Source organism: Streptomyces caniferus, assembly GCF_009811555.1.
Taxonomy (GTDB): domain Bacteria; phylum Actinomycetota; class Actinomycetes; order Streptomycetales; family Streptomycetaceae; genus Streptomyces; species Streptomyces caniferus.
The window spans coordinates 614,153-631,392 of the sequence record NZ_BLIN01000005.1 but is presented as its reverse complement, the minus strand read 5'-3'; the positions used below and the strand labels follow the sequence as shown (position 1 = coordinate 631,392).

14 protein-coding genes and 4 pseudogenes are annotated in these 17,240 nt (G+C 69.3%); 11 read left to right on the top strand and 7 right to left on the bottom strand.

Going from position 1 to position 17,240, the window contains the following annotated elements:
* Positions 1–49: 49 nt before the first annotated feature.
* Positions 50–1,180, bottom strand: a complete 1,131-nt coding sequence (locus Scani_RS19460; protein WP_159477956.1) for an LPXTG cell wall anchor domain-containing protein — start codon at positions 1,178–1,180, stop codon at positions 50–52.
* Positions 1,181–1,484: 304 nt separating this feature from the next.
* Between Scani_RS19460 and Scani_RS41085 the strand changes: the two are divergent.
* Positions 1,485–1,646 (top strand): annotated as a pseudogene (locus Scani_RS41085) (transposase); the annotation flags it as partial.
* A 2-nt stretch (positions 1,647–1,648) separates the two neighbouring features.
* Here the strand turns inward: Scani_RS41085 and Scani_RS41080 are convergent.
* Positions 1,649–1,858: a hypothetical protein gene (locus Scani_RS41080; RefSeq protein WP_246296493.1), complete on the bottom strand. Its 210-nt coding sequence runs from the start codon at positions 1,856–1,858 to the stop codon at positions 1,649–1,651.
* 72 nt (positions 1,859–1,930) lie between these two features.
* Between Scani_RS41080 and Scani_RS19450 the strand changes: the two genes are divergently transcribed.
* Positions 1,931–2,239: a hypothetical protein gene (locus Scani_RS19450; protein ID WP_159477950.1), complete on the top strand. Its 309-nt coding sequence runs from the start codon at positions 1,931–1,933 to the stop codon at positions 2,237–2,239.
* A gap of 500 nt (positions 2,240–2,739) precedes the next feature.
* Here Scani_RS19450 and Scani_RS19445 read toward each other — a convergent pair.
* Positions 2,740–3,385 (bottom strand): annotated as a pseudogene (locus Scani_RS19445) (SRPBCC family protein).
* Between the two features lie 665 nt (positions 3,386–4,050).
* Between Scani_RS19445 and Scani_RS19440 the strand changes: the two are divergent.
* Positions 4,051–4,716 (top strand): TetR/AcrR family transcriptional regulator, encoded by a 666-nt coding sequence (locus Scani_RS19440; RefSeq protein WP_159477947.1) that lies wholly within the window; start codon positions 4,051–4,053, stop codon positions 4,714–4,716.
* Positions 4,717–5,106: 390 nt separating this feature from the next.
* A pseudogene (locus Scani_RS19435) lies at positions 5,107–5,694 on the top strand (class I SAM-dependent methyltransferase); the annotation flags it as partial.
* Positions 5,695–5,788: 94 nt separating this feature from the next.
* Here Scani_RS19435 and Scani_RS19430 read toward each other — a convergent pair.
* The 3 genes and pseudogenes from Scani_RS19430 to Scani_RS19420 all read right to left on the bottom strand — a co-directional run.
* Positions 5,789–7,099, bottom strand: coding sequence for a M20 metallopeptidase family protein (locus Scani_RS19430; protein ID WP_159477944.1), 1,311 nt, complete (start codon positions 7,097–7,099; stop codon positions 5,789–5,791).
* Positions 7,100–7,481: 382 nt separating this feature from the next.
* Positions 7,482–7,862 (bottom strand): VOC family protein, encoded by a 381-nt coding sequence (locus Scani_RS19425; RefSeq protein WP_159477941.1) that lies wholly within the window; start codon positions 7,860–7,862, stop codon positions 7,482–7,484.
* Between the two features lie 497 nt (positions 7,863–8,359).
* Positions 8,360–8,662 (bottom strand): annotated as a pseudogene (locus Scani_RS19420) (RidA family protein); the annotation flags it as partial.
* Between the two features lie 135 nt (positions 8,663–8,797).
* Between Scani_RS19420 and Scani_RS19415 the strand changes: the two are divergent.
* Both Scani_RS19415 and Scani_RS19410 read left to right on the top strand, forming a co-directional pair.
* Positions 8,798–9,460: an ATP-binding cassette domain-containing protein gene (locus Scani_RS19415; RefSeq protein WP_174872726.1), complete on the top strand. Its 663-nt coding sequence runs from the start codon at positions 8,798–8,800 to the stop codon at positions 9,458–9,460.
* Entirely contained in the window at positions 9,457–11,400 is a 1,944-nt protein-coding gene (locus Scani_RS19410) for a YhgE/Pip family protein (RefSeq protein ID WP_159477938.1), read from the top strand. The genes Scani_RS19415 and Scani_RS19410 overlap by 4 nt, the downstream gene beginning before the upstream one ends.
* A gap of 209 nt (positions 11,401–11,609) precedes the next feature.
* Here the strand turns inward: Scani_RS19410 and Scani_RS19405 are convergent, their stop codons facing one another.
* Positions 11,610–12,845, bottom strand: coding sequence for a GNAT family N-acetyltransferase (locus Scani_RS19405; protein ID WP_159477935.1), 1,236 nt, complete (start codon positions 12,843–12,845; stop codon positions 11,610–11,612).
* Positions 12,846–13,437: 592 nt separating this feature from the next.
* Between Scani_RS19405 and Scani_RS19400 the strand changes: the two genes are divergently transcribed.
* From Scani_RS19400 to Scani_RS19385, 5 genes are all read left to right on the top strand, one after another.
* Entirely contained in the window at positions 13,438–13,575 is a 138-nt protein-coding gene (locus Scani_RS19400; RefSeq protein ID WP_159477932.1) for a hypothetical protein, read from the top strand.
* Positions 13,576–13,714: 139 nt separating this feature from the next.
* A complete protein-coding gene (locus tag Scani_RS42170) occupies positions 13,715–13,876 on the top strand; it encodes a putative leader peptide (protein ID WP_371872356.1) in 162 nt (53 codons plus the stop codon).
* Between the two features lie 398 nt (positions 13,877–14,274).
* Positions 14,275–15,339 (top strand): ABC transporter substrate-binding protein, encoded by a 1,065-nt coding sequence (locus Scani_RS19395; RefSeq protein WP_159477929.1) that lies wholly within the window; start codon positions 14,275–14,277, stop codon positions 15,337–15,339.
* 4 nt (positions 15,340–15,343) lie between these two features.
* Positions 15,344–16,195, top strand: coding sequence for an ABC transporter ATP-binding protein (locus Scani_RS19390; protein WP_159477926.1), 852 nt, complete (start codon positions 15,344–15,346; stop codon positions 16,193–16,195).
* On the top strand, positions 16,192–17,226 hold the full coding sequence (locus Scani_RS19385) for an ABC transporter permease (RefSeq protein WP_159477923.1): 1,035 nt from the start codon (positions 16,192–16,194) through the stop codon (positions 17,224–17,226). Before Scani_RS19390 ends, Scani_RS19385 begins: the two co-directional genes overlap by 4 nt.
* Positions 17,227–17,240 lie beyond the last annotated feature (14 nt).

The window sequence follows — 17,240 nt, the reverse complement described above, 5'->3', positions numbered from 1 at the left end:
CAAGACCGCGGACCGTTGGGTAGTCGGGTTCTTGGAGAGACGGTTGGGCTTACGCGGTGGTGTCCGTGGAGCCCGGACCGGCTGCGCCCTTCCGGCGGCGCACGCCGATGACCGCACCCGCGCCGACCACCATCGCGGCTCCGCCGGCGAGAGCGATCATCGGGAGCGCGGACGAGGAGCCGGTCGAGGCAAGGCGGCCGCCGCCCTGCGGACTGAGGCCATCGCTGGAATCGGAACCACCCGTACCGCCGCCGGACGCGGAGCTCTGGCCGGCTTCGCCCGCGCCACCAGGCTTGCCCGGCTCACTCGGCTTGGCGGTCGGGGACTGCGTCGGCTTCGCGCCTGCGGGGAGGATGGTGAAGTCGTACCAGGCTTCCTTGGCCGAACCACAGGAACCGTCGCGGTTGCGGAAGTCGCCGGCGGCGAGCGCGTACCCGGCGCCGGGCTTGGCGTTCTTGACCACGCGGGTGCGCAGTTGGAGCGTGAGGGTGCTGCGGGGACCGACGGCGAAGAAACCGAACAGGTCCTCGGGCTCCGCGTCATGGAAGGTCTTCCACCGCCCCGTCTTGGCGTCGCGGTACTCGGTCTCCAGCTCCCAGTACGGCCGGTCGACATTTTCGGCGGAGGACACGCGCAGGAAGGGCTGGACCTCCGCCAGAGGCTTGCCGGTGGTGTTGGTGAGCTTCATGGAGAAGGCGGTCCAGGCGCCGCCCGCAGCCAGCTGGTGCGGCAGCCCGTCGACGGTCACGTGCAACTGGTCGGACTCGAACGCGCAGGGCTGACCCGCATCATCGGAATCACCGGCGTCCTTGCCGCCCTCGGTGGCACCACTCGCGTCAGTGGTTCCAGTGGTCCGTTCGGCGGTCCTGGCGGCTTTCGGCGGCTTTCCTGGGGCGGGGCGGGCGGCCCCGCCGTGGTCCTGGGATGCCGAGCCACCGGCAGCGGCTTCGCCCGGGCGCCGCGGGTCGTGCGGGGTGCCCGTTCTACCGCCGCTCGTAGCGGAATCCGCCGGCCGGATCGCCGGTGTTGCGGCATCGGGTAACTCGGGAGAGGCGGGCGTACGGAGACCGGCCTCGGACACCGGCTGCGTTGCGAACGCGGCGGCCGGCGCGGCCAGTACGGCGGCGGGCGCTATCACGGCAGTCGCTGCGGCGGCCGTCAGGGCGCGGCGAATCTTCATCCAGCAGACCTTTCGTTTCCCAAGTGCCGCCTGAGCGGCACAGGTTGGCGTGGTTCATGTTCAGGCCGTGCGTGGCTCATGGTGTGCGTGGGTGCGCATACAGGCATGAGTGCCTGTGCACACCTACGCCTCATATATGAGGATTCGCACTACGAAAAGGTTCCGCACTCACGTCACTGAAGTGGCACAGGGGTGCGAAATCTCCTGTGACTTCCCTTTGGGTACGTCTTCAAGCAAAGATCACCGAGCGGTGGATCACGGTGGGGTGATACATCGCCATGAACTCATTCACCATGACTGAGAGTTGCGCGCCTCGCTGATACCGCGGGCCGTCACCGGACGGCCGCGGGTGGCAGACCGCCGGGTCATCATGGGGGTGGTCTACCGGAGCCGTACTGGCAACTCGCGGCGCGACCTGCCGGAACGCTATGGGTCGTGGCGGACGGTCTACACCCGCTTCCGCCGGTCCTACGGGGTCCGTTCGCGGAGGCCTTCCGTGCCGTCGGTGGTGTGGCACCGGATGTTCTCCAGGCCCCGTTCGTGGTGGATGGATGACGTCGGCCAACGGGTCGGGTAGTACTCGATGTCGAAGCTGGTCACTTCACCGTCAGAGCCGACGAGTTGGGAGGTGAGTCCGCCGGAGCAGCCGGAGCCTGTGCCGTACTCGGCGACGTGCAATCCTCGTGTGCAACCGTTGTCTGAGCAGGTGAACGCATCCATGGTGGAGAACCCGGCAGGAAGAGGAAACGCATGAGCAGAACCACTGGTGCTGAAGCCGCAGCCCGCTTGTGGCAGGAACATCTGGACGCGCCCTTTCCTGCCGGATTGCGCGGTGTGGAGCTGGCAGGCATCGATATGGTGCTGCTCGACGCCGATATCGCCGGGTGCGTGTCCACCTGGCTGAACAATGACGGTTTCCTCGAAGGCGAGCGTCACGGGATCCTGCGTGACCGTATCGAGGAATCGGAACGGGTGCTGCCGCTGCTCAAGGAAACAGGGCACCTTCGCTACCACCAGCGCCTGCTTCAGCTGGCTCACATCGTGAAGGCGGAGGTGTAGCGGTTCCCCAGCCCACCTGAGCAGTTCAAGGGACGGAGCTCTCGCCCGAGCGGCGTTTGTTCGCGTTCGAGACGCGGGCGATGGCCCAGGTCGCCGCGGCGAACCGCTGAACGGGGCGGGGTGGGACGAGGGGGCGTCTCGGCTTCGAAGGCCGGCTGCCAGTCGGTGAACGTCGTGGCTCATACGCGGCGTTGAGGTCGGCCACGAGCTGGGGGCGGTTGCGCTGTTGCAGCTTCGGGGCAACAAGCGGTGGGCGAGAGACATCGGGCCGTTCATGTGGTGGTTCAGGGCCACGATCCGCGTCTCCTTCGCGGTCAGCGGGTGTGGGGCGGGCTGTGGCCGTGCGTCCGCGACGGGCTGGCCTTGTTCGGCCATGACGTCGATCCTGCTCGTAGTGCTGGCGGGGCGTGGTGGCGGGTCCAGATGCCGACCGCGCCGCCGCCCTCCTGGCGTACGGGGCCGAGGAGAACGGTGGCGCGGATCCGGACCTGGTTCGTGGATCAGTGCGCCTGGTTGTGGGTGGGGGCCTCGGCGGCGGTCTTGAGGTCGCGCAGCCATGCTTCGAGCCCCTGGCGGAGGATCTTTGTCGCGGCGGGAACGTTTGCTTCGACCTCGGGACCGCTGTGGGTCTCCTCGGTGCTCACGCGAACGCCGCCCTTGACCCTGGTGAAGTTCCAGACGTGGACGCCGTCGATGCGCAGCCCTTCGCCGACCGCGGGGCCGGTCCAGCGGATGCAGGAGTGGTGCTTGAGCTGCTCGACGGTCGAGGTGATCTCGAGGCTGGTGGCGGGAGTAGTGGGGTTGGGAGGTACGGGGGTCGTCCACCGGAACGCCGAACCCTTCCGAAGAGGGCCGTGGTCGAGGCGTTCCCGTGGTCGTGACCGCGGCCTGCCAGGACGGCCAGTGCTCCACATCGGTCTGCAGTTTCCAAATGGTGTGCAACGGCGCGTGGATCACGGCCTCGGTCCGGTAGCGGACGAGGGCGTGAGGGTCGACGCCTTCCCCGCGGCAGGTGAGGGACTTGGGGGGAGGAGGGGTGGTGGCTCCGGCCGGTGCAGCAGCGGTACCGAGGGCGGCTATGGCGACGAGCGGGACGGCGAGAAGGGCAGCGCGGGTGCGGGTGCGAGTGCTGGGGATGCTGGGCACGAGGTTTCCCTTGTCGGTTAGTGGGCGGGCGTTGTCTGTTGAGCGCGTGTTTGCTGGCGGGTGGGCGTCGGTCGTCGGGTGGGTGTGGGGCGGCTGGGGGGCGTGCGCTCGTCGGCGGAGGCTTCTCATCCGGTTGCGGATGTTCCTTGCGCGAGGGCGCCTGCTGGGTACGGCGTTCGGTGTGGTCCGGCGGGAAGGGCACCGGAACCGCGCTCGGTGTACGGCGACGATGCCGGCGGCGGACGTGGAGAGGATCAGCCCTGCGAGAACGGATGCATGTCCTCGGACGGGCTCTGCGTCTTGTGGGCTGAGTCGGCCATACGACGAGTGGGACGGCGTACGCGACGGCGAGCAGGGGGCCGTCCGGCGTGAGTTGCCCTGCCGGCGTGGCGGGGACCGCCGAGGAAGAGACGGTCACCGGCAGCGAAGCTCGCCGGTCTGTGTGAGTGCGCGGTGGCTCGGCTGTGGTGGCCACGGGGTTCCCCTCGTCCGGTGGAGTGCACGTTGCGGAGCAGCACCGCACATCCCGTACTGAGCACTGAGCTACAAGCTCGTACGTTCGTTAGAAGTTATAACTCGTGCGAGGTGATGGGTCAACAGGTACGTGATAGCCTCTAACGAAATATTGAAGGTGTATTCATTTTGGGTGGGGAAGGCGGCGGATCGTGGCGAAGGAAGCTGCGGAGACGGACACGAGGACCCCGCGGGAGCGCTATCGCGCCCAGGTGCGCACAGAGGTCAAGGAGCGCGCTTGGGAGCAGATCGCCACGGCGGGTGCGTCCGCGCTCTCCCTCAATGCGATCGCCAAGCAGATGGGCATGAGCGGGCCCGCGCTCTACCGCTACTTCGCCAGCCGCGACGAGCTCATCACCGAGCTCATCCGCGAGGCGTACCGGAGTCTCGCCGAGACCCTCCGCGCGGCCTCGACCACCGGTGCCGACCTTGCTGGACTGGCGCATGCCCTGCGCGGCTGGGCCCTGGAGGACCCCCAGCGGTATTTCCTCATCTACGGCACCCCCGTCCCCGGCTACCACGCTCCCGAGGACATCACCGGCATCGCCTCCGAGATGATGACAACTCTGCTCGACGCGTGCACGGCGCTCGCCCCGGACGGCCCCGCAGCTGAGTTCAGCGCCCACCTGGAAGACCACCGGGACTGGGCTGACGGCCACCCTGCCCCGCCCGCGGCCCTCCACCGGGCCCTGGCTTTCTGGACCCGGCTGCACGGCGTTCTGTCCCTGGAACTCGCCGGCCACTTCACCAACATGGGCTTCGACCCCGCCCTGTTCTTCGCAGCCGAACTGGACGACCTGCTGGCAAACCGAGCGTGACATCGCGGTGCAACGCCTGCTCGAACCTCATGCCGTCCGGCGCAGTGAGGAAGCCGAGGGGCTCGTAAAGCCGACAGCAGCGAAGGTGTTTGCCATCCGCGTCGTGAGCGAGGGGCAAGAGCGAAGTGGGTAAGCAAACCCGAGGACATTCGCTCTGCCAACGAGCCTCGCCGCATCGCCAAGTCTCCGCATCGGCAGCGTGATGCCCCGCAACGAATACGAGCAGACCACCGATACCGCAAGGGCTTCAGGGCCGTAGCCACCCGCGTTATCAAGTCGGCGTGCGTTTGCCACGGCGCCTTCACGGTTGCTGCTCTCCGCCCCCGGCGGACCTTGTGACTACTAGGCTGCGACGATGGAACACGTAACCGATGTGCCCGAGCGCCTCGCGCGGTCTGCGGTTCCGGCCCCCTGTCCGCAGCACTGCGCGACCGCGGCGCCGTCGTCACCTGCATCGACACCAGCGCCGGGATGCTGGCACTGGCCAAGGGGCGGCTCGGTGACGACGCGGATGTGCACCAGGTCGACCTTCGCGACCGCTTACCGTTCGACGATGGCGCGTTCGACGACGTGGTCTCTTCGCTGGTCCTGCACTACCTGGAGGACTGGGGGCCGACGCTGGCCGAGCTGCGGCGCGTGCTCAGGCCCGGCGGCCGGCTGATCGCGTCGGTGGACCACCCGCTCGTGGCCTACACGATCCAGGAACCTCGGCCCGACTACTTCGCGACCACCAGCTATACCTTCGACTGGACGTTCGGCGAGCAGACCGTCCCGATGAAGTTCTGGCGCAAGTCGTTGCATGCCATGATCGATGCCTTCACCACCGCCGGCTTCCGCCTTTCCACCATCAGCGAGCCGCAACCCGACCCGGCCGCCCGTGAGCTTTTCCCCGACGGCTTCCACGACCTTTCGGCCAAACCCTGTTTCCTGTTCTTCGTTGTCGAGGTGCCGCCGTCCGCCACCGGCTCGGACGACTAGCGAGTCGCGCTCACTCGTCGTTCGTCAGGTCGCCCCGCCCCGAGCGGAACGACGGCCCAGGGGCCGGACGGTCACATGATCCGCAGGTCAGGCCCTAGTTGCCGGGCCCGCCGCCCCCTGCCACGCCGGTCGTGCCCCACGCCCTGTGGCTCCGCTTCGCGATCCAGCCCGCCATTGCCCGTACGCCCATGCCGATGGCGCGCTCGTCCGGGGTGAAGTCGGGGTAATGCGGGTAGCTGGTGGTGATGGGTGTGCCGGGGGCTCGGACGCCGAGGAAGGTGAAGGTGCCGGGGATGCGGTCCAGGTAGAGGGCGAAGTCCTCGCCGCTGAAGGGAGGGAAGGCGGCGTGGAGTTCGGTGACCGTATCCCGGCCGAGCGTGCGCCGCAGGTGGTGGGCGAGCACGCGGGCGTCGCGTTCCGGGCAGACCATGGCCGGGAACGGCTCGGCAGGGAAGCTCACCCCGGTCCCCGCGTATGACGTGGCGAGGCGGTGGATGTCCTGGCGTACGTCCAGGTATCGCTCCTGAGGCCAACACCGGTAGGACACACTCACCTTGGCCCCCTGCGCTCGGGCCCGGAGTGCCACGAACCGGGCCAGCGGCCCGTTGGGCGTCTGGGCTTCGGCGACGATCCGCTCGAGGTCCGCGGGAGTCTGCGGCAGTGCCACCGTGGCGAGCGTGCCGATCTCGGCGGCCAGTCGCCGCGCGACATCGGGCGCGTCCGGTCCGGAGGCGGTCACCTCCGCCTTGTCCTGGCCCGGCATCCCGAAGCCCGGGGTCACAGCGAACCGGCCGGCGGGGAACGGCCCGCAGTGCAGCGCGTGGATCTCTTCCACACGGGTGCGCTCCAGCACGCCCGTGTCGATCAGTGCCCGGGCTCCCGACAGGTTCTCCTCGGCGGGCTGGAAGAGGAACACCACCGTTCCCTCCAGTTGCCGGCGCAGCCGTGCCAGGACCTGTGCGATGCCGAGGGCCACCGTGGTGTGGATCTCGTGCCCGCAGAGGTGGGCCGGCGCTGGTCCGCCCCCGACGATGTCCTTGGGTGGCACCGCATCCATGTCCGCCCGGTACGCGACGGTCCGGCCCGGACGTGAGCCCCGCAGGACGCCGATCACGCCGTGGCCGCCCACCCCCGTGGTGACGGCCAGCCCGGCCGCCCGCAGCTCCCGGGCCACCACGCCGGCGGTGCGTTGTTCCTGCCCCGGCCCCTCCGGATGACGGTGGATGTCCCGCCGCAGTTCGATCAGCCCCCGCCGCAGGCGCGCCACCTCGGCGTCCACCGCCCCTTGTGCCACCGGCCGTCCCGGCGCATCGGCGGCGGCCCTCCCCGTGGCTCCCCCTACGACTCCGGCACCGGCTCCCACCGCGCCGGCCAGCAGCGTACGGCGCGAGAGCGCGCGCTCCATGCAGCGATCCACTGTTCCCCCTGGTGATCCGTCAGGTGGCTTTCCGGGGCGTCTGACGGGAGTCGACCCTCGGACCGCGTGTCCGGGCCGTCGCCCCCAGACGAGCGGAAAACCGAATACGACACGATCGCCGCACGCACATGTCGTTGCCTATCCGGCGGGCCACCGCATGGGGGTTGGGGGTAACCCCATCGTGGGGCTGTCAACGCAGACCGGTCAGAGCAATCAGACCGGCCAGAGCGATCAGACCGGCCAGAGCAGTCAGGCCGGTGAGAGCGTTCAGACCGGTGAGAGCGGTCGAACCGATCTCCGTCAGACAGGCCCGTCAGTCGACCCGACCGGCACCGGCGCTCCGCGAGGCGAGCGACCCGCCGGGCAAGCCTTAGGCGTCGTGCGCATACCAGCGGAGTTCGACGGTGTTGCCGTCCGGGTCGCTGACGTACAGGGACTGGCCCTCGCCGCGGGCGCCGAAGCGTGGCCCGGGCCCGTCGACCACCGTGAACTCGCCCGAGTCGACGACCTCCTGCCAGTCGAGGGGCTCGACGACCAGGCACAGGTGGTCGACATTGGAACCCTCATGGGGCTCCTGCATGAGATCGATGATGGTCGTCGGGCTCACACGCACGGAGGGGAAGGGCACCTCGCCCGCGCGCCACGCGTCCACGCGCACCGGCTCCAGACCCAGCGGTCCGCAGTAGAAGGCGAGCGATCGCTCGATGTCGGCAACGTTCAGAACGAGGTGGTCGAAGGCGATGACGCGCATGGGAGTTCCTCTGGGACGCGCGGGCCCCCTGGCAGGGCCCGTCGGAGGGTTTGTACAAGGAACGTACAGGCCGCGCCAGCAGGGGCGCGATCGGCCGTTGGTCCTGGTCCGCCGGTACTGGTCCGTTGGACGGAGGGGCCGGGACGCAGTGGCCTAGGGGGTGTCTCTTTGGTCTCCGTGGGCCTGCAGCGCCTGGCACCGCGCCTCGCGGCGTTGTCGCATCACCCACGGACACCCAGTCCGCGGGAGACACTCCGCCTTGCGATGCACGGCACCAGACGCCGCAGGCTGATCCACGGAGACCAAAGAGACACCCCCTAGGTGCGGGCGCCCGGGTGTGCAGGGCGCGGGCGGCGAGCCAGCGAACCAGCAGACCGACGCTGAGGGGGGAGAGCTGAGGGTGAGAGAGGCGGATCACGCCGCCTGCTTCTCCACCCAGTTGGCAGCTCAGTGTCCCAGTTGGCCACTTCGCCGCCCAGTGGCCGAAGAGCAGCTGCTCAGTCGAATACGGCGGTGGCTTCGATCTCGACCAGATGGTCGGGGACGTTCAGTGCCGCCACGCCCAGCAGCGTGGCCGGAGGGGCCGGGGTGACCCCCAGCTTCGCTGCGGCCCGGGAAATCCCCTCCAGGAGGAGCGGCATCTTGTCGGGGCTCCAGTCGACGACGTAGACGGTCAGTTTCGCCACGTCGTCGAAGGAGCCACCCGCCTCGGCCAGGGCAGTGCCGATGTTGAGGTAGCACTGCTCGACCTGCGCGGCGAGGTCGCCTTCGCCGACGATGACTCCCTCGGCGTCCCGGGCGGTACCACGTGAGCATCATCACAACTACCTTGCCGCACGGGTGAGTTAACCCCTCCGGGCAAGACCTGCTGCATGACACGGGCTGGAGTTGACGTGGTCGCCCGCGGGGCGAGTGTGCATGGTCCGAGAGGGCCGGTGTTCGAGGGGGTGGACCTGGATGTGCCGGCGGGCGGGCTGTTGGTTGCCCACGGGCCGGCGGGGTCCGGGCGTACTTCCCTGCTGCTTGCGCTCGCCGGGCGGATGCGGCTGTCCGGCGGGGCGGTCCGGGTCGGCGGGCATGTGCTGCCCGCGGAAGGGCGTCGGGTGCGCGCGGCGGTCGCCGTCGCCCGGGCGGCGCCCGCGGTCGCTCTCGAAGGGCGGCTGCGGGTCAAGGAGGTGATGGCCGAACGCCGCCTGACCGGGGGAGGGGTGACCGAGCGTCGGATTCGTGAGGCTTTCGAGGCCGTGGGTTTCGCTCCCCGCGGGACCGATCTGATCGAAGATCTCGACCCCGTCGACGCGCTGCTGCTGGCGACGGCGCTGGCACTTGCCGAGCGTCCCGGCGCCCTCGTCGTCGACGATGTGGACGACGGCCTGCCGCCCGAGGCGCACGACCGTGCGTGGCAGGCGCTCGACCGGGTACGCGACAGCGGCCCCACCGTACTGGCCGGGTGCGTCCGCATGCCGCCGCCCACCCCCGGCCTCGTCGCGCTGTCACTTCCGCGGCGCAGCCGGGACCGACTCCCGGCCGAGACGGTCCCGGCCGACCGTCTCCCGACCGCCGGGACGGCCGTTCCCCGAAAGGACGCCGACACATGAAGGCCGTCAAGCTGGCGCTGCTGGAACTCCGGCGCTTCCGCGGTCCGATGCGCCGCCTGGTCCCGTTACTGCTCTGTCTGGTGCCGTTGCTGTACGGCGCCATGTACCTCTGGGCGAACTGGGACCCGTACGGCAAGACGGACCGTATGCCGGTCGCCGTCGTCAACCAGGATCATCTGGCGCATGCGAAGCAGGGCCGCCGGGTGGACGCCGGAGATCAGCTCGTGAAGCAGCTCAAGGCATCCGGCACGTTCGACTGGCACTTCGTCGGCCAGGACGAAGCGCGGGACGGGCTGGAGCACGGCCGCTACTTCTTCACCATCCACATTCCGTCCGACTTCAGCCACAAGCTGGCCACCGGCGCCGACACCCGCCCGAAGCAGGCCGGCATCCGGATCGAACTCAACGATGCCAACAACTACATCGCCGGCATCATGACCGAGGTGGTGCAGACCAAACTGCAGGACCAGGTCAACTCCGCCACCCATGCCGCCTATGTGCGCAGCGTCTACGGCGAGTTGTCGGACGTACGGGACAAGCTGACCACCGCCTCCGACGGCGCACACCGGCTGGTGGGGGCCACCCGCGTGGCCCAGCAGGGCACCTCCACGGTCGCCTCGGCGACCTCCACCCTGCACGACGGGGCCACCGGAGTCGCCGCCGGTGCACGGCAGATCGCCCGGGCCACCGGACAGATCGACGACCTCGCGGGCCGCCTGGACCAGGCCGCCGCCGACCGGCTTCCCGGGGCCGTCTCCGCCTTGGTGAGCACCGCGCGGCTGACCACCGACGGACTCGACGCCGTGCACACCGCCACCAGCGCCACCCGCAAAGGCACCTCACGGGCCGTGGGCGACCTGACCGATCTGGCCGACTCCCACCCCGAACTGCGGGACGACCCGGTCTACCGCAGGGCCCTGGGACACGCCCGCAGCCTGGACTCGACCGCCACCGCCCTCGACGGACGGGCCGCCGCCGCGGAGAACAACGCCCGCCGCTCCCTCCGGGAAGCCGAGCGCCTCCAGGACGACGTGGGCTCACTCCGGCGCGACGTGCTGGCCCTGCACACCCCGCTCCGCCTCGTCGACACCGGTTCCCGGAGTGCGGCCGACGGCGCGCACGGCCTCGTCGAAGGGCTCGGCACCCTGGAAAAGGGATCCGGCGCCCTGCATGCCGCCGCCGAACAGGCGCACGGCGGTGCCTCGGAGGTCTCCCGCACCGTCGACGACGGACTGCACAAGATCCCCCGCACCAGCCCCGACCAGGTCGCACACGCCGCCGAGGTGCTGGGCACGCCGGTGCACATCGACCGGGGAAACCTGCATCCGGCCGGGGTCTACGGACGCGGCCTGGCCCCGTTCTTCTTCGGCATCGCCCTATGGGTGTTCGGCCTCTTCGCCTACCTGCTGCTGCGCCCCCTCAACACCCGTGCCCTCGTCGGCCGGGTCGGCGCCTTCACCACCGCCGTCGCGGGATGGCTGCCGGCCGCGCTGCTCGGCGCCGTGGGGGCACTCGTGCTCTACGGCGTCGTCGACCTGGCCCTCGGACTCAACCCCGTCCACGGCTTCTGGATGCTCGCGCTCCTGGTCACCGGGGCGGCGGCGTTCGTGGCCGTCGACCACTGTCTGCGCACCGTCTTCGGGGTGCCCGGCGACGTCCTGTCGCTGGTCCTGCTCATCCTGCAGCTCACCGCCTCGGGCGGCCTCTACCCACTGCCCACCGAACCGGCCTTCTTCCAGGTGCTGAACCCGATGCTCCCGATGACCTACCTCGTCGACGGACTGCGTGTCACCGTCTCGGGCGGACTCACCGGAAACCTCGTGCGCGATTTCGCCGTCCTCCTGGCCTTCACCGCAGGCCTCCTCGCCGTGACCGCCCTCGCCGTGCGGCGGCAACGGGTGTGGACGGTGGGGCGCCTTCATCCTGATGTCGCCCTGTAGGGGGACGCCGAGCGTCGTACCGGGAGGCCGAAAGCGAAGCGAGGAGCGCGTGGTACCGACGACCGTGGACGGCATGGACGGCATGGACGGCATGGACGGCATGGACGGCATGGGCGCCGGCGTCTCCCGGTCGCCGGCACGAGGCCGGCGGTCTCCTTTTGCGCGCTGGACGACCGTCTCGCGGCCCACCCGGGTCGGCGAGCGCGCGGTCAGAACCAGTGCAGGCAGTGCGGTGGGCGCTCGGCGCGGAAGAGGGCGTCCGCGAGGGCGGCCGCGCCGGGGCGGTGGGCCCGGACGTGTCCGGCACGTACGAGAGTGCTGGGGGCGGTGCCGCCGAGGTAGATCGAGCCGAGGTCGCGCACGTCCAGGGACAGGTCGGGCGCTCGGTCCGTCAAGACGCAGTCGGCCTTGCTGTCCCGGATGGTCAGCAGGTAGCGGCCGTGCTCGCCGAGGAACGGGTCGTCGACGTCGAGGACGAGTTCGCCGTCCATGAACCAGCCGCGCGCGGTCAGCGCACGCGGGACGTTCAACAGCCGCACCCAGAGCCAGTCGGTGTCGTCGTTCACTTGGCCGGCGCGGAAGTCCACAAGCTGCCGGCGCAGTGGGTCCTCGGGCGGGACGTGCTTGAACACGACCTGAGTGACCAGGTCGTGTCCGAGCACGAACCGGGCCAGAGCCGTGGAGACGGCGTCGTCGGTGGCGATGGTCTCGTCGACCGTCAAGGTGTCGGACTCGCCGATCGAGTAGCTGGCGTACCCGTCGGGGACGCCGTCGGCGTCACGGTGGAGGGCGACGTAGCGCGGCGCCGGGGAGACCGGGGGCTGCCCCGCGCCCAAGGCCCACCAGCGGTGCGGCCGGGACAGCGCGCCGGGCTGTGCGCGGCGGTACCGGTCGTAGACCTCTTCCAGGATCCCGCCGCACTCGGCACGCCGCAGCAGCTCGACCGAGCCGGTGTCGGATCCGCTCGCTGGGGCGCCGGCCGTTCCGCGTGCCCGGGGGACGGCGAAGGCGGCCTGGTGGCGCGGCACCGTCAGCCGCTGCGTGTAGGTCGCCGGCCCGTAGCCGAACCTGCCGTAGATCGGGGATTCGGAGGCCAGCAGTACGGAGAGGAACTCTCCTCGGGCCCGCAGCTCGGCGAGCTGATGCCGCATCATCGAGCTGAGCACGCCTTGACGGCGGTGCGAGGGCAGGACGCCCACGGCGCTCACCCCGGCGGCCGGGGCGAGGATCTCACCGGGCAGGGTGAGTTCGAAGGAGTACGCACCGGCGGTGCCGACGGGCCGCCCGTCCGCCGTCATGGCGAGCAGGTTGCGGTCTATTTTGAGCGCCGACCACCAGACCCCGCCGCCGCCCTCGGCCGGGGTTTCCGGGAAGCGCCCGAACGCGGCATGGAGTGTGTCGACGAAGACGTCGAGGTCCTCGTCGGTCGTGGGACGGATCTCCATTGCTGCCGCTGCCTTCCCGGATACCGGCACCACGGGGGCGTGGTGTCCCGCCACAGTGCAGCGTTGCCCCGTGGCCAGGTCAAACGAATTACGGCCGGGCCCACGGCCGGTCACAGCCCAGCTCGATCCGAGCCCGGCCCGGGGGTGAGTTGAGGCGTCCGGACTTGGCGGCGGTGATCCTCGTCGCCCTCACGGGCACCAAAGGAAAAACGACCTTCAAGAGGCCCTCTCGTTCGGCGGAGCTGCCCTTGTGTGCCTTCGTATGCTGGTCGATGTGTATCGCCCGAGTGCATGCTTCAAGCGAACTGCCGAAGAGCGAAGAGACCAACTACTGTCGTGGAGCCGGGCAGACTTGCCGTTCTTTGCTGCCGGAGCGTGCCACATCCTCGCGTACGCGTTTATGGAGACCTATCCAACGGCTGGCTTCCGCCCCGTCGGCCTCTGGGCGTGCGAAGCACGCGATCCAAGCCATGTCTACGTCACAGACGGAACATGGGCATTCGATCATGACGGGTGGACTCGCCAGTCCGAGTTGTTGTCAGTTACCTGTGCTGCCCTCCCTCACGCTGACTCCCGGCCCCGGACAATCCATGTGGATCTCGATACGTTCTGCGCCCGCCACTACCACCGGCCCCGACAGCTCTTCGCGTTCGATCCATGGCGGCGGGCCCTGCGGTACGTCGCGCGGTTCCCCACCCCCGACGAGCAGGTCGGTACTGCACCCAGCTGAGGGCGTCGGCTCGGCCTTCATGGAGCCGCCCTTGCCACGACGCCGGCGCGGTCCAGTCCGTGGGAGTCGGTCCGTCCCCTGCGAGGCATGCACGGAAGGCTGCGTGCGGCCGCGATTGTGAACGAAATGCTGCGCGCGCGTGGCGGGAGAATCAGAAAGTGAGACAAGGGCCCTCGTCTCATTGACGTGGCTGATTTTCGCTGCCAGCCTCCCGAGTGTGAGTCATTCGGAGAACTTCACCGCACGCCTGCACGTCGATCTGCGACGCCAGGCCAGTGCCATCTGTGCCGCCGGCTGCTAGAGCTGCTGGCCGGCGCCGGCTCCTGAGCGCCCCGTGATCCTTGCCCGGTGCGCCGGCCGGCCTGGGAATGGCTCGGCACGGTCGGTGATTCTCGCGGCACACCCACCGAAAATCCGCCGGATTCGGTGAGCGAGCCGTCCTCTTTCACCTCGTCATTCGCATTTCCTTTTCCGTTTTCGCCCTTCGGTCGATCTTCACGCCGCCGGCATCGCAACTGCGGCTCTCGCCCAGGCCGCGGAGGCGGGACGCTCGGCCACCCCACACCGGTCATCGGCACGCCCGTGCCGTAACCCACCCGGCTCCTCCTGCCACCCCTCCACCCCCACCCGCGTCCGTAGCGCCGTATGTACCCGTACGCGTCCCACCGCGCTCTGCCCACCACCCGAACAGGACCTTTCATGAGCAGGCTGACAGCCCCCTCGAACCGACGACAGTTCCTCACCCTGCTGGGTCTCTCGGCGGTCGCGGTCAGCTGCGGCACCGGAGGTGGCGGCTCGGCCGGGAATCAGACCAAGACCTTGCGGTACCAGGGCTGGGCGGGGTCCGTCATCCTGCCCGAACTGGCCGAGGACCTCGGCTTCCTGGAAGACGTGAAGCTGAAGTGGGTCGGCAACACGATCAGCGGGCCGCAGGACATCCAGTCGGCGGCCACCGGGCAGGTCGACTTCGGCGGCGCGTTCAACGGAGCCGTCGTCAAACTCGCGGCGCGAAAGGCGCCCATCACCGCGGTCATCAGCTACTACGGCGTCGACAAGGCCGCCTACAACGGCTTTTACGTCCTCAAGGACAGCCCGGTCCACTCGGCCCGTGACCTGATCGGCAAGAAGATCGGGATGAACACCCTCGGGGCGCACTCCGAGGCGATGCTCGACATCTATCTGCAACGCCATGGCCTGTCGCAGGCGGACATCAAGAAGGCCGAGCCGTTGGTGGTGCCGCCGGTGAACACCGAGCAGTCGCTGCGGCAGAAGCAGATCCAGGTGGGCGTCCTCGGCGACATCCTGCGCGACAAGGCTCTGCGGGCCGGCGGCATCAGACCGCTGTTCACGGACTACGAGCTGCTCGGCAACTTTTCGGCCGGCACGTATGTGGTGAACGACCGCTTCCTGAAGCAGAACCCCGACACCACGCGCACGTTCGTCACGGGCATCGCGCGCGCCATCGAGTGGGCCCGGGCCAGGCCACGCGATGAGGTCATCGCCCGGCAGGTCGAGATCGTCAAGAAGCGTGGCCGCAACGAGGACACCGCTCCGCTGAAGTACTGGAAGTCCTTCGGCGTCGCCGAGACCGCCGGGCGCATCACCGACAAGGAGTTCCAGTTGTGGATCGACTGGCTCAGCGAGCGCGGTGACATCGAGAAGGACCAGGTCAAGGCGTCGGATCTCTACACCAACGAGTTCAACGCGTACAGCCGGAAGGGCAAGCCGTCCGGGGCCGAGCCGACCTCCAAGAGCGGGAGCTGATCTCATGTCAGGGTCCATCACACCCAAGATCGAGTTCGAGCAGGTGCGCAAGACTTTTCCCGCCAGGCGGGGGAGGGGCCAGGGCCGCGGCTCGGCGTACGGGGAGGGCGAGTTCACCGCTCTGGACGGTGTCGACCTGCGGATCGACGCGGGGGAGTTCGTCGTCGTGGTCGGCCCCAGCGGATGCGGCAAGTCCACACTCCTCGACCTGCTCGGCGGGCTCGCCCGGCCGACCGGCGGACGGATCCTCCTGGACGGCGAACCGGTGACCGGGCCCGGCCTGGACCGCGGCATCGTCTTCCAGCAGTACGCCCTGCTGCCCTGGCGCACCGCCCTGGGCAACGTCGAGTTCGGCCTGGAGGCGACCGGCGTACCACGGCGTGAGCGTGCCGCGCGGGCCCGCGAGTACCTGGACCTGGTCGGGCTCTCCGGATTCGAGAACCGTCACCCGCACGAGCTGTCGGGCGGCATGCGCCAGCGCGTGGCCATCGCCCGCTCTCTCGCCTACGACCCCGACGTCCTGCTGATGGACGAGCCGTTCGCCGCACTGGACGCCCAGACCAGGGAGTCGCTCCAGGACGAGTTGCTGCGCATCTGGCAGCGCACCGGAAAGACCGTTGTCTTCATCACCCACGGCATCGAGGAGGCCGTCTACCTGGGCCGGCGGGTGGCCGTCATGACCTCCAGGCCCGGCCGCATCAAGCAGGTCGTACCGATCGACTTCGACTCCCGTACGGAGACGGACGACCTGCGGTCCAGCCCCGAGTTCGCACGGTATCGACACGAGATCTGGACGCTCCTGCACGACGAGGTGACCAGGACCCAGTTGTGGGAGAAGGAGGAGGTCTCCGTATGAGCCTCGCAAGCGGATCGCGCACTCGGCGCCGGACTCCGGAAGGACTCCCGGTTTCGGACGAAAACGAGAACTCGGAAGGACTCAAGGCCCCGGCGGGGACCAAGACCCGGGCGGAACTCAAGGCCTCGGAGGGACCCAAGACGTCGGCGGAACTCTCCGCGCCGGCCACCGGCACGCCCTCGGCCTCCACCGAGGAACCCGGAGCCGCCCCATCGGTCGCGACGAGCAGGCCGCGGCCCCACCGCGCTGCCATACTGCGCCGCCTCCTGCGCGCGGCACTGTCCGGCGCCACCAAGTCGGCGGCGATCGTCGCCCTGCTGCTGGCGTGGGAGCTGGCGCCCCGCTTCGGCCTGGTGGACCGGACCTTCCTGCCGCCGTTCAGCGAGGTCGCCCGGGCATGGTGGGAACTGGTGGCGAACGGTCAGCTTGCCGACAACGCCGAGGCGAGCCTGGTGCGTTCGTTCAGCGGGTTCGGCATCGCCGTTGTCGTGTCCGTACCGCTGGGCCTGCTCATCGGCTGGTACCGGCCCGTCGCCGATCTCCTCAATCCGTTGTTGCAGGTCTTCCTCAACACCGCCGCGCTGGCCCTGCTACCGGTGTTCGTGTTGCTCCTCGGCATCGGCGAGACGTCGAAGATCTCCATCGTGGTGTACGCGTGCGCGTGGCCGATCCTGTTCAACACCATCAGCGCGGTACGCACCGTCGACCCCACCCTCCTGAGGCTGGCGAAGTCCATGAACCTGTCCGCCCCGCGACTGTTCCAGAAGGTGATCCTGCCGGCCTCGGTGCCGACGATCTTCACCGGAATCCGGCTGGCCGGGGCGGTGTCCATCGTCGTCCTGGTAGCCGCCGAGATGATCGGCGCCAAGGCCGGTCTCGGCTATCTCATCAACGCCTCCCAGTACAACTTCGCCATTCCGCAGATGTATGCGGGCATCGTCACGATCTCCGTCATCGGCGTGGCCTTCAACCAACTGCTGGTGGCAGTGGAGAAACGACTCAGCTCGTGGCGCGTCCCCGCGACGAGCTGACGCCCGGATCTGCA

Coding starts and splice junctions, on each gene's coding strand:
- Scani_RS19460 (WP_159477956.1), bottom strand. CDS start 1,180: ATGAAGATTCGCCGCGCCCTGACGGCCGCCGCAGCGACTGCCGTGATA.
- Scani_RS19450 (WP_159477950.1), top strand. CDS start 1,931: ATGAGCAGAACCACTGGTGCTGAAGCCGCAGCCCGCTTGTGGCAGGAA.
- Scani_RS19430 (WP_159477944.1), bottom strand. CDS start 7,099: ATGGAGCGCGCGCTCTCGCGCCGTACGCTGCTGGCCGGCGCGGTGGGA.
- Scani_RS19425 (WP_159477941.1), bottom strand. CDS start 7,862: ATGCGCGTCATCGCCTTCGACCACCTCGTTCTGAACGTTGCCGACATC.
- Scani_RS19410 (WP_159477938.1), top strand. CDS start 9,457: ATGAAGGCCGTCAAGCTGGCGCTGCTGGAACTCCGGCGCTTCCGCGGT.
- Scani_RS19405 (WP_159477935.1), bottom strand. CDS start 12,845: ATGGAGATCCGTCCCACGACCGACGAGGACCTCGACGTCTTCGTCGAC.
- Scani_RS19395 (WP_159477929.1), top strand. CDS start 14,275: ATGAGCAGGCTGACAGCCCCCTCGAACCGACGACAGTTCCTCACCCTG.
- Scani_RS19390 (WP_159477926.1), top strand. CDS start 15,344: ATGTCAGGGTCCATCACACCCAAGATCGAGTTCGAGCAGGTGCGCAAG.
- Scani_RS19385 (WP_159477923.1), top strand. CDS start 16,192: ATGAGCCTCGCAAGCGGATCGCGCACTCGGCGCCGGACTCCGGAAGGA.